The sequence below is a fragment of the Pseudomonas sp. CFII68 genome (assembly GCF_000416195.1).
Taxonomy (GTDB): Bacteria; Pseudomonadota; Gammaproteobacteria; order Pseudomonadales; family Pseudomonadaceae; genus Aquipseudomonas; species Aquipseudomonas kilonensis.
Genome location: NZ_ATLN01000125.1, coordinates 1 through 10,986, shown reverse-complemented (window position 1 = coordinate 10,986; position 10,986 = coordinate 1). Strand labels below are relative to the sequence as shown.

At 60.9% G+C, this 10,986-nt stretch carries 9 protein-coding genes; 4 read left to right on the top strand and 5 right to left on the bottom strand.

Annotation, left to right across the window (positions count from 1 at the left end; translation table 11 throughout):
• Nucleotides 1–11: 11 nt before the first annotated feature.
• Nucleotides 12–2,225 (bottom strand): hypothetical protein, encoded by a 2,214-nt coding sequence (locus tag CFII68_RS02615; RefSeq protein WP_018613293.1) that lies wholly within the window; start codon nt 2,223–2,225, stop codon nt 12–14.
• 38 nt (nt 2,226–2,263) lie between these two features.
• Entirely contained in the window at nt 2,264–3,493 is a 1,230-nt protein-coding gene (wecB, locus tag CFII68_RS02620) for a non-hydrolyzing UDP-N-acetylglucosamine 2-epimerase (protein ID WP_018613291.1), read from the bottom strand.
• 939 nt (nt 3,494–4,432) lie between these two features.
• Here wecB and CFII68_RS02625 point away from each other — a divergent pair.
• Genes CFII68_RS02625 through CFII68_RS02635 form a run of 3 tightly spaced genes read left to right on the top strand, consistent with a single transcriptional unit; the run spans nt 4,433 to nt 7,340 of the window.
• Nucleotides 4,433–4,993, top strand: coding sequence for a TRAP transporter small permease (locus CFII68_RS02625; protein WP_018613289.1), 561 nt, complete (start codon nt 4,433–4,435; stop codon nt 4,991–4,993).
• Nucleotides 4,990–6,270, top strand: a complete 1,281-nt coding sequence (locus CFII68_RS02630; protein ID WP_018613287.1) for a TRAP transporter large permease subunit — start codon at nt 4,990–4,992, stop codon at nt 6,268–6,270. Before CFII68_RS02625 ends, CFII68_RS02630 begins: the two co-directional genes overlap by 4 nt.
• A 50-nt stretch (nt 6,271–6,320) precedes the next feature.
• A complete protein-coding gene (locus CFII68_RS02635) occupies nt 6,321–7,340 on the top strand; it encodes a TRAP transporter substrate-binding protein (protein WP_018613285.1) in 1,020 nt (339 codons plus the stop codon).
• A 152-nt stretch (nt 7,341–7,492) separates the two neighbouring features.
• On the opposite strand, the gene CFII68_RS02640 is transcribed toward CFII68_RS02635, so the two are convergent.
• The 3 genes from CFII68_RS02640 to CFII68_RS02650 are packed head-to-tail and all read right to left on the bottom strand — an operon-like array spanning nt 7,493 to nt 10,365.
• Nucleotides 7,493–8,284 carry a transporter substrate-binding domain-containing protein gene (locus tag CFII68_RS02640; protein WP_033062917.1) on the bottom strand — a complete coding sequence of 264 codons (792 nt, stop codon included), beginning with the start codon at nt 8,282–8,284 and terminating at the stop codon, nt 7,493–7,495.
• A gap of 55 nt (nt 8,285–8,339) precedes the next feature.
• Nucleotides 8,340–8,972 (bottom strand): response regulator transcription factor, encoded by a 633-nt coding sequence (locus CFII68_RS02645; protein ID WP_018613281.1) that lies wholly within the window; start codon nt 8,970–8,972, stop codon nt 8,340–8,342.
• Between the two features lie 31 nt (nt 8,973–9,003).
• A complete protein-coding gene (locus tag CFII68_RS02650) occupies nt 9,004–10,365 on the bottom strand; it encodes a cache domain-containing protein (RefSeq protein WP_018613279.1) in 1,362 nt (453 codons plus the stop codon).
• 314 nt (nt 10,366–10,679) lie between these two features.
• On the opposite strand from CFII68_RS02650, the gene CFII68_RS02655 reads away from it, so the two are divergent.
• Nucleotides 10,680–10,986, top strand: a 307-nt coding sequence (locus CFII68_RS02655; protein WP_018613277.1) for a carbon starvation CstA family protein, incomplete at its 3' end; no start/stop codon positions are given.

The following is a 10,986-nucleotide window of genomic DNA, read 5'->3' as shown; positions in this document are numbered from 1 at the left end:
GAAGGGTACCGTTACTGGCGATTGCGGCGGGCGCTACGGCCTGCCAGCAACAAGAGGAGGAACAGGGCAATGGCGCCCGGAATCAGCCAGAGCAGCGAAGGTTTACGCCAGGCGTCCAGGCCCTTGGGTTCTTCGCGGTCGATCAGCAGGCTACCGCTTGGGTCTTGGGTATCGAAGATCGCCACGGCGCCGTTGTTGCCCAGAATCGCCACGTCGCCACGGGTCAGCACAATCGGCTTGGCCAGGCTTGGCGGCTGGTTGCCCAGGGCCCGGTAGACCAGGCCATGTTGGCCTGCGCTCTGCACCACTTGCAGCGAAGCCAATTGGTTGAGGGGCTGCACGTCCAGCAGCACCTGGTCCTTGTGGTTGATGCGCAGGCGACCTTGCTCATCGACCTGGACCGATTCCTGGCTGTCCTTGAGCGGCAACTCGAAGGCCAGGAAGGCTTTGTCCGGGCTGACGACGGCGTTCGCATCAGCGCTGACCTTGAGTTGCGCGCGCAGCGGCGATACACCGGCGGTGTCGGCCACCGAAATGACCCGCGCCAGGCTGCTGGCCGGTTGGTCGAGGTAGGCCTGGGGCACCAGGATCTGGGTGTCCGCGGCGAAGCGTGCGGCCATGCCGGAGAAGTCGTCGTCCAGCGAGGTTTTTTCCAGGACGATATGGCTGGTCGGCAGGACCGACACCGGGAAGGCTTGCGGCGTTTCCAGGCAGCGGTCGCTGACCGGCTGGCGCTGGAACGATACGCGCAAGGTGTTTTTCGAGCCCAGGGCGTAGCGCGGGATGTGGGCCTGGATGCGCTGCGGCTCACCGTTGGCGGTCAGTTGCTGCGCGCCGATCAGGAAATCATTGAAAAACAGCGAGGCCACCGGTGCTGTAGGGGAAGCCCCCGGGGCTGCGGAAACGTCGACCACGGCCATGACGGGCAGGCGACCGTCGTACGCCACGCTGCCCAGGGGGAACGAAGTGCTCCAGTCGAATCGCGAGGCCACGTCGAAGTTGCCGGGGGCGCCGCCCAGTCGCGACAGGGTCAAACGACCATCCTCGCTCAACGGGGTTTGCGCTTCGCTCACGGTCAATTGGCGACTTTTCGCCAGTTTGCTCCAGGCCGTACCGAGCAGTGACAAGGCTTTGCCGGTGGATTGTGGGGCGATCATCAGGACCGGGCGAGTGCCCAGCAGCGCCAGGCGTACGCTGTCGGTGTCGGCGCTCGCCAGTGCGGCGTTGATGTGCTGTTTGCGCCATAGGCTCAGTGCGCTGGCTGCTGTCGTGTCGAGGCCTTGGACCTGGCTTTGCAAGGCGTCCAGGGATTGGTTGATGGCCTTGAGCAGTTCCGGGTCGTTGATCGCCAGGTCAGCCTGTACGTTCGGGCTCTGGCCCAACACCAGCAGTGCGCCGATCTCGGCCGGGTTGGCCAAGGTGTGCGGGCCTTTGCCGTTGAGGCTGGCGAAGGCCGGAATGCTCAATAACTCGGCAGGGATGCGCAGGCCGCTCAAGTCCACGCTGTCCTGCACGACAGGGAAGGGCAGGATGCGGCTGTGTTTGCCGATGCGCTCCAGCGCCACGCCCAGGCGCCAGGCCGAATCGTAGCTGGCGGCGGACAACGAGCCGGGGGCGACGAGAATGCCCGGCTCGCCGGGCAAGGCCGCCCAGGCCGCACCGACGTCGCGCAACTGGCTGGCGTCGTAGCTGTAGCTCAGGCGCGTCTCGGGTTGGATGCGCAGCACATTGCCGATGACCCGATCGTCTTCACACAATGGCCGAGACACCACCGAGGACCAGGCGAGGCCCAGGCGTACCAGGCCGTTGTCACGCGCGGCCTTGTCGACGCCGAGTGTGGCGCTGGCATCGCCTTGTGCCTCGCTGAGCCCTTCGGCGCGCACCGGGTAGCCATCGAGGGACAGCAGCAGGGTGTTGCGACCGCCTTCGCCATTGAGGTAATTGGCGTCCAGTTGCAGCGTCGCGTTCTCGAGGGCAACGCCGGCGGGTACCGGCAAGTAGAGCTCGCGGCGGGCGTCGCTGGCGCTCAAGAGGATCGGCGCCGTGATGCCCAGGTCGCTCAAACGCACCTCACGCGTCTGGCGGGTATCGGCGTTGAGCCGATGAATGGCCTGGGTCAGCGGGCTGTCCGCGGCCAGGGCAAAGGTCGGCATGAGCGCGAGCAGGCTCAAGCCGCAGGCAAGGGCGCTGAGCGCACCTGTAGGGAGGGCAACGGAAGGCTTCATTCAGGCAAGTCTCGATCTGATAAGGGGAATGACAGTGGTCAGTTGAAATCGGCGAGCAACTCGCGCGGCTCGGACAGGGACGGAGCGACCGGTTGCTGCCGTGCAGGCAGCGGGGCTACGACGAAGTCGTCGACGGGACGCCCCATCAGGGTATCGACGATGCGTTGGCTGGCCTTGCCGTCGCCATAGGGGTTGGCCGCCTGCGAGGCGCGGCGCCATAACGTGTCATCGTCGAACAGCGCATCCACGCCAGCGATGATCGATGCTGGCAAGGTGCCAACCAGGCGCACCGTGCCCGCCGCCACCGCTTCAGGGCGTTCAGTGACATCGCGCATCACCAGCACCGGTTTGCCCAGGGACGGCGCTTCTTCCTGCACACCACCGGAGTCGGTGAGGATGACATGGGCGTGTTGCATCAGGCGCACGAACGCCAGGTAGTCCAGCGGCTTGATCAAATGCACATTGAGCAACTCGCCCAATTGTTCGGTCACCGGGCCCAGGACGTTGGGATTGAGATGCACCGGGTAGACGATCTGGATATCCGGCCGCTGGGCCAGGTGACGCAAGGCCTTGCAGATGTCCAGGAAGCCTTCGCCGAAGTTCTCCCGACGGTGGCCGGTCACCAGCAGCAGCTTGCGTCCGGTTTGCAGGAACGGGAACTGTTGGTCCAGCTCGCCACGCAACCGGGCATCGTCATTGATGCGCCGGGCCGTGAGTTGCAGTGCGTCGATCACGGTGTTGCCGGTCACCAGGCAACGGCCTTGCAGGCGTTCGCCCAGCAACTTGTCGCGCGATTGTCCGGTGGGGGCAAACAGCAGGTCGGCGCTGAGGTCGATGCACCGACGGTTCATTTCTTCCGGCCAAGGGCTGTAGATGTCACCGGTGCGCAGGCCCGCTTCCACGTGGCCGACGGGGATGCGTCGATGGAAGGCGGCCATCGACGCGACCATGGCCGAAGTGGTGTCGCCGTGGACCAGCACCCGATCCGGCCGGGTCTGTTCCAGCACCGGGTCGATGGCTGCGTACAACGCGGCAGTCAGGGAGTTGAGTGTCTGGTGCGGCGTCATCACGTCGAGGGTGAAATCGGCCTTGAGATCGAACAGATCCAGGACTTGCTTGAGCATGCTCTGATGCTGGCCGGTGACGCAGATCAGCGACTCAATGCCCGGTTCGGCGGCGAGGGCCTTGACCAGGGGCGCCATCTTGATGGCTTCCGGACGGGTACCGAAGATCGAGAGAATCTTGATTCGTGGATGGTTAGTTGCCATGACGCCCTTCCTTGCGCAGTGTGCTGCGCCGCACAACAGCCCACCCGGACGCGATGAGGCGTTCGAGTAAATAAGCAATTTAAGTTTTAAGTAGTAGCCCGTTGTCAGACAGCGGTTTGACGTACACAGGAAGTGACGCGGTAGCATCTTCAAAATCGGGGCGGCAGATTAATAGCATTAAAGATCATGAGTGCAAAGGTTTAATGTGAAAAGTTCCTTTAATAATTTTCTAGAGGAGTGTTTGGAAGTGGGGGTTTAGTGTTTTCTTGTTGCCGCTGTATGGAATATTACCTATTGATTTTAAAGGATTTTCTATGTTGTTAGATGGTGGATATATGCGCGCCAGGTGTTAGGATGAGCGGCGCTGTGGTTTTTTTGGCGCCGAATAGTTGCTTGCTGATCATGCGATGCGTCATCGAAATGGCGCCTGTAAATCGTCGGGAGGCTACTCGATTAGAGGGTTGGTTAGTTGTGCGCGAAGTTTGCGTTTTAATGAAGGTTCAATTTAATTCGAGTTTTTATATTAATAAATTGGAGCGGTGTTTCTGTCGCCAGGGCCCACTCGGCAGAGTCGTTACTTATGAATAAGACAGGTTGCCTGGAATCGCCCATTCGAATCCAAATGGCAGCAACTCGTTCGCCCGGTCCGACCGATAATCGCACGCTTTGTGTTGCACACCTGCCTGGCTTATTGACCAAACTAACCGGGTGGTACATTTTATCGGCAATCAGTCTTGTCCAACGTGACCAAGACCATAATAAAAATAGAGGAATACTCATGCCTTTGCGTTTGCGAGCACCCCATTTCCCCTTGACCCGTTGTTCCAGCCCTGGAGCATCTTCCAGCCTCTCAGGTTCGATTCGATAGCGGCCACGCTGTTTGCGGTCCTATCGCGCCAGCGGGATGTCGGCGCTCGACAAGCCTCGGAGTTCTTCAAAATGACAAAAGTCGTCGATCTGTATTTCAAGCTGCTCAAGCTGCTGATTGTGTTGTGCATGGTCGCGATGATCGTGCTGGTGTTCGGCAATGTGGTGCTGCGCTATGCCTTCAACTCTGGCATCAGTGTGTCGGAGGAATTGTCGCGCTGGTTTTTCGTCTGGATGATTTTTCTCGGTGCCCTGGTGGCGCTCAAGGACCGTGCTCACCTGGGCATGGACAGCCTGGTCAAGCGCTTGCCGCCGGCCGGCAAGCGTATCTGCCTGGTCATCAGCCATCTGCTGATGCTGTACATCTGCTGGCTGATCTTCAGTGGCAGTTGGCAGCAGGCCGCGATCAACCTGAATGTCGTCGCCCCTGCCTCAGGATTGTCCATGGCGCTGTTCTATGGTGCTGGCCTGGTGTTTGGCGCCAGTGCCGCAGCGATCCTGTTCTACGAGCTCTACCTGGCGCTGTTTGGCAAGCTCGGGGATAACGAGCTGGTGATGGTCAAGGCCAACGACGCCGAGGTAATCACACATAACCCCGTCACCCCTGACCCCATCAAGAGTACCCGCCCATGACGCTGGTTATTTTCCTCGGTTCCCTGATGGGCAGCATGGCGCTGGGTATGCCCATCGCGTTTGCCTTGCTGGTGGTCAGCGTGGCGTTGATGTTCTACCTGGATCTGTTCGACGCGCAAATCATTGCCCAGAACCTGCTCAACGGGGCGGACAGCTTCCCGCTGATGGCTGTGCCGTTCTTCATGCTGGCCGGCGAAATCATGAACGTCGGTGGCCTGTCCAAACGCATCGTCAACATCGCCATGGCGCTGGTGGGGCACAAGCGTGGTGGCCTCGGTTATGTGGCGATCATCGCGTCCTGCCTGCTGGCGTCGCTCTCCGGTTCGGCCGTGGCCGATGCGGCGGCACTGGCGGCGTTGCTGGTGCCGATGATGGTGCTGGCCGGGCACAACCGAGGGCGCTCGGCCGGTCTGATCGCCGCCGGTAGCATCATCGCACCGGTCATTCCGCCGAGCATTGGTTTCATCGTCTTTGGCGTGGCGTCCGGGGTGTCGATTTCCAAGCTGTTCCTGGCCGGTATCGTGCCGGGTCTGATGCTGGGGGCTTCGTTGGCCGTTGCCTGGTGGTACATCTCCCGCAGCGAGAACGTCGAGACGCCGCCCAAGCGTTCTCGTGCCGAAGTGCTGCGCACCTTGCTCGACGGCAGTTGGGCGATGGGCCTGCCCTTGATCATCATCCTGGGCCTCAAGTTCGGCATCTTCACCCCCACGGAAGCTGCCGTGGTCGCGGCGGTCTATTCGCTGTTCGTGTCCCTGGTGATCTACCGGGAAATGAAAGTCAGCCAGTTGTACGAAGTGATTCTGTCCTCGGCCAAGACCACCTCGGTGGTGATGCTGCTGGTGGCGGCGGCCATGGTTTCATCGTGGCTGGTGACCATCGCCGATCTGCCGGGCCAGTTGGCGGAACTGCTGGCGCCCTTCATGGACAACCAGACCCTTCTGCTGCTGGTGATGATGGTGCTGATCATCCTGGTGGGAACGGTGATGGACATGACCCCGACCATCCTCATCCTCACCCCGGTGCTGATGCCGGCCGTCATCCAGGCGGGGATCGACCCGGTGTACTTCGGCGTGCTGTTCCTGATCAACACGGCCATCGGCCTGATCACGCCTCCCGTGGGCACGGTGCTCAACGTGGTCTGCGGGGTGGCGAAGCTGGACTTCGAGGAAATCGTGCGCGGGGTGTGGCCGTTCATGTTTGCGCAGTTTGTGGTGCTGTTCTTGTTGGTCCTGTTTCCGCAATTGGTCCTGGGACCGTTGAAATTCTTCACCGGATAACACCGGTGCTGGCTAGCTCGACCTTAAAACAATAATGATCGGAGAGTGACATGGGACAACTGATGAAAACCCTGATGGCCGGGGCGTGCGCAACGGGACTGCTGCTGGGTAGCGTGGTCAGTCACGCCGATGAAATTCGCGAGCGCACCCTGCGATTCGCGTTCCAGAACGTCAAGGAGCATCCACAAGGGCAGGGCGCACAGAAGTTCGCCGACCTGCTCAGCGAAAAGAGTGGTGGCAAGATCAAGGTCCGCCTGTTCCCCGGCGGTACCCTAGGCGGCGACGTGCAAACGGTGTCGGCGTTGCAGGGTGGCACGCTGGACATCACCGTGCTCAACTCCGGCATCCTGGCCGCCCAGGCGCCGGATTATGCCATGCTCGATTTCCCGTTCCTGTTCAACAACGTCGAGGAAGCCCATGCGGTCATCGATGGGCCGGTCGGGCAGAAACTGGCGGCGCAATTGGACAGCAAGGGGCTGGTAGGGCTGGGTTATTGGGACCTGGGTTTCCGTAACCTGACCAACAGCAAGCACCCGGTGACCAAGCTTGAAGACATGCAGGGCTTGAAGATCCGCGTCATCCAGTCGCCGATCTACCTGGAAACCTTCTCCGCCCTGGGCGCCAACCCCGTGCCGATGGCGTTCCCCGAGGTCTACACCGGCCTTGAGCAGCACACCATCGACGGCCAGGAAAACCCCTTCACGGTGATCGAGGGCAACAAGTTCTACGAGGTGCAGAAGTATCTCTCCGTCACGGGCCATATCTTCAACCCGCAGTCGTTGATCATCAGCCAGAAAACCTGGAACCGCCTCAACGACGATGAAAAGGCAATGATTCGCGCGGCCGCGGCCGAGGCGCAAATATTCCAGCGCGAAGTCACGGCGGCGGGCATGGACAAGGCCAAGGCGACTTTGGCCGGTGCGATGACCGTGAATGAAATCACCCCAGAGGAGAAAGATCGCTTGCGCGAGCGTGTGAAGCCGGTGATCGACAAATTCGCCAAATCCCTGGACGGCGACCTGGTGAAGACGATGTACGAGGAGATCGCCAAGGTGCGGGCGGCGCAGTGAGATGAGTGGGCCTGACACCAACGTCAGGCCTGGGCAGATACAATCTTGTGGGAGCGGGCTTGCTCGCGAATGCGTAGGGACATCCAGCATCACTGTAAGCTGGCCCACCGCTTTCGCGAGCAAGCCCGCTCCCACAGGTTCTTGCCTCTCTGTTATTGAGCCGCTGGTACCGCCAACCATTGCCCAATCACTTTCTGGTAGCTGCCATTGGCCTTGCTCAGGTGCAGCCACTGATCGACGTACATCTTCCAGGTGGTGTCGTCCCGAGGCAGCAGGTAGGCCTTCTCGCCATATTGCAGGTAGCGGGTCGGGTTGACCGCGCACAGGCCAGGCTTGAGTTTTTGCTGGTAGAGCGCTTCCGACGCGTCGGTAATCATCACGTCGGCTTTCTTGTCCAGCAGTTGCTGGAAGATGGTCACGTTGTCGTGGAAGCTGAGTTGGCCGTTGGGCAGGAACGCCCGGACGAAAGCTTCGTTGGTGCCGCCGGCCGGCTCGACAAGACGCACCGAAGGCTGGTTCATCTGCTCGATGGTCTGGTAGCGCTCCTGGTCTTCGCAACGCACCAGCGGGATCTTGCCATCCACGTCCAGGGTGGTACTGAAATAGGCTTTCTTCTGGCGCTCCAGCGTCACCGAAATCCCCCCCATGCCGATGTCGCATTGACCGGCAACCATATCCGGCATCAGGGTTTTCCAGGTGGTCTGCACCCATTGCACCTTGACGCCCAGGCTGGCGGCCAGCGAGCGTGCCATGTCGATATCGATGCCTTCGTATTCGCCGGTTTGGGTTTTAAAGGTATAGGGCTTGTAGTCGCCGGTGGTGCACACCTTCAGTTCGCCGCGTTGCAGGACCTGGTCCAGCAGCGAGGGGGCCGGCTCGGCCAGGGCGCTGCCGGAGAGCGCCAACAGGCCACAGAGCGTCATCGAGCTTGTTATGGTTTTCATAGTGATTGGACGTCTCGCAACGGAAGGGAACAAGACCGGGGAGTGTAGCAAGGGCCTAGCGCGAAATGATCCCGTGGTCGATCGCGTATTTCACCAAGGCCGCGGGCTTGTCGATGTTCAGCTTGCGGCGGATGCTCAGGCGATGGGTTTCGACGGTGCGTACGCTGATGTCCAGTTCACGGGCCATTTCCTTGTTGTTCAGGCCCTGGACCATTTTGTACAGCACCTGGCTCTCCCGTGGCGTCAGCTCGTTATCGGTGTGTGGGTCGGTGGCGAGCCGCTGGGCGATCTCGGCACTGTAGAACGTGCCGCCGCTGATGATGGCTTCGATGGCTGCGATGATTTCCCGCGACGGCGCGTTCTTGAGCACGTAGCCGCTGGCGCCGGAGCGCACGGATTCGCTCACGTACTCATAATTGTCGTACATGCTGAGGATGAGGATCTTGAGGTTGGGGTATTGCTTGCCCAGCAGCCGGGTCAGCTCGAGCCCGTTCTTGTCCTTGAGGCCGATGTCCATCAGCAGCAGGTCCGGTTGGCAGCGACCGACCATTTCGATCGCTTGCGCGCCGTTCTCGGCTTCGCCCACCACATCCAGTCGGGGCATGACGGACAGCAGGGCCTTGATACCGTCGCGGACCAGGGAGTGGTCGTCGACCAGCGCGACGCGAATCACGGGAGGCAGGTTCATCGGCAAGTGCTCTTGTTGGAGTGGACGCGCATCAGCTTTGCGTGACCGAGAGGTTCATGGGCAGCAGGATGTCCAGTTCGCTTCGTCCCGGTACCGAGGTCACTTCCAGGCGTCCACCGAAATGCTCGACCCGTTCGCGGATATTACGCAGGCCGATGCCGGCATGGCCGCGTTCCACTTGTGGGACGTTGAACCCCATCCCATCATCGACCACCGTCAGGCGCAAGGACTGGCTGGAGCCGAACAGGGTGATGCCGACGCTTTTGGCCCCGGCATGGCGCTCGATATTGGTCAGGGCTTCCTGGGCAATGCGGAACAGCGAGACAGGGGCACCATTTTCCAGGCGGCAATCGAATTCGTTGCTTCGATAGGAGACTTCCAGCCCGCTGCGCTGTTGGAATTCGCTGGCAAGCTGGCCGATGGCGGCGGGCAGGCCCAAGGTGTCGAGCAGGGACGAACGCAAGTCGTGGGAGATGCTACGGATCTCGCCGATGGCTTCGCCCAGCCGGTCGGTCGCGTTTTTCAGGATGCCCAGGCCGTTTTCCTGGCCATTCTCCAACACATGGCTGGCCAGTTCGAACTGGAATTTTATCGACACCAGCAACTGGCTGATGCCGTCGTGCAGCTCGCGAGAGACCCGCGAGCGTTCTTCTTCCTGCAAACTGACGATGCGCTGGTTCAGGCGCTGCAGCTTTTTGTCGGCCAGGCGATGTTCGCTGACGTTGAGGGTCATGCCGCCAGCGAACACCAGCAGGACCGCCACCAACGCGATCGCGGCGATGGCTTGCATGGTGGTGTGGATGCCATGGGCGACTTCGTCACGGGCTTGCTGGGTGGCGCGCTCAACGTCCTCCAGGTAAATCCCGGTGCCGAGCATCCAGCCCCATTTGTCCAGCATCACGACATAGGCCAGCTTGTCGGTCACCTGGCCGGAGGAGGGCTTGTTCCAGGCGTAGCGCTGGAACCCTTCGCCTGATTCGGCGCTTTTGATCAGTGCCTGGATGACCGGTAGGCCGTGGGGGTCCTTCATGTCCCAGAGGTACTGCCCCACCAATTCCGACTGGCGGGCATGCATGAGGCTGCGGCCATGGCGGTCGTAAACGAAAAAGTAACCGTTGATGCCGAAGCTGAGCTTGCGCAGTTCTTCCAGGACCTGCTGTTGCGCGCGCTCGTCTCCCCGGCCGTTGTCATACAGCGGGGCGATCAGGCTCTGCGCCATCTCGACATAGTTCTTAAGCTCGGCGCGCTTGCTCGCCAGGATGCTGTCTTCGATCAGCTGCGCCTGTTGATCGCCCAACTGGCGATTGAGCGAGATCACCAGGGCACAGATGACCGCGATGGCCAGGACCAGCGGCAAAATCCCGAGGGCGACGATTTTGTGTTTGAGCAGCATCTGTACTCCTGTCCGGACTCGGCGGGGAGGCGAATGGCGGCATCATATGCCAAACCCATGGATGAGGCATAAAACCTGTGGCGCAAGACCTGTGGGAGCAAAGCTTGCTCGCGATGCAGGCGCCGCGGTGTATGAAAGACCGTATTGACTCTATCGCGGGCAAGCCTTGCTCCCACAGGGGGAATTGGGGGTCTACGTAGTACTACGGATTTATTTATTGACCCATTGCAGGGATATTGGGTCGGCTCCGAATAGCCGGGGCACACTATAAAAACAATCGCCGCAATCCACTGGATATCGGCAGGAGACACGCAATGACAACCCGTCTGGTTAAACACCTCGCCTGGTTTGCCGTCGCCGTTCTGGGGGCCTGTGCGTTGAGTGTCGTGGCCTTGCGCCGCGGCGAACCCATCAATGCCCTCTGGATCGTCGTCGCAGCCGTGGCCATCTACCTGGTCGCCTACCGCTACTACAGCCTCTTCATCGCCAACAACGTGATGCAACTCGATGCGCGCCGGGCCACCCCCGCCGTGCTCAACAACGATGGCCTGGACTATGTCCCGACCAACAAACACATTCTGTTCGGCCACCACTTCGCGGCCATTGCCGGCGCGGGGCCGC